Source organism: Bradyrhizobium sp. Unk1 (assembly GCF_059512345.1).
In genome coordinates, this window is sequence record NZ_JCAMOP010000212.1 from 1 (window position 1) to 630 (window position 630).

The 630-nt window shown below is 57.3% G+C and carries 1 protein-coding gene; it reads left to right on the plus strand.

The window, feature by feature from the left end:
* Nucleotides 1-28 precede the first annotated feature (28 nt).
* On the plus strand, nucleotides 29-630 hold a 602-nt coding region (locus tag AC5ZFO_RS48190; protein WP_496124294.1), incomplete at its 3' end, for an RNA-dependent RNA polymerase family protein.

Below are 630 nucleotides of genomic sequence, written 5' to 3' on the forward strand. Positions count from 1 at the left end.
GTCGACAACCCGAAAGGGGATGATCGGCATGAGTAAGGCCAAGCCGTTTTGTATTGCCAAACGCGATGTGTGGGAGGCGTATAAGCAAGTGAAGGCTAACCAAGGGGCAGCTGGTGTTGACGGGCAGTCGATCGAAGACTTCGACCGAGATCTGAGTAAGAATCTCTATCGGATCTGGAATCGGATGAGTTCGGGCAGCTACTTTCCGCCTCCGGTGCGGCGCGTTGACATACCGAAAGGCGGAGCTGGCAGCACGCGACCGTTGGGAATACCAACGGTCTCGGACAGGATCGCCCAGATGGTGGCCAAGCGTTATCTTGAACCGATCCTGGAGCCCGTGTTCCACATGGATTCCTATGGGTATCGGCCAGGGAAATCAGCACATGATGCACTGGCTGTGGCTCGGCGTCGATGCTGGATCCGGCATGCTCGCGGGCGCTTCCAGCCACCTTTGCAGGTAGAGCAAGACCCATTTGCAGTCGGTGTGGCGGCGCGGCGCGCGGCCTTCATCAGAAGGCTCCAATCGATTTCGTCGAAGAAGCTCTTGATGTCGAGCTTGGTCAAGCGCACAAGAGGAACTCCGCAGGGGGCTGTCATCAGCCCGCTGTTGGCGAATCTCTTTCTTCATTA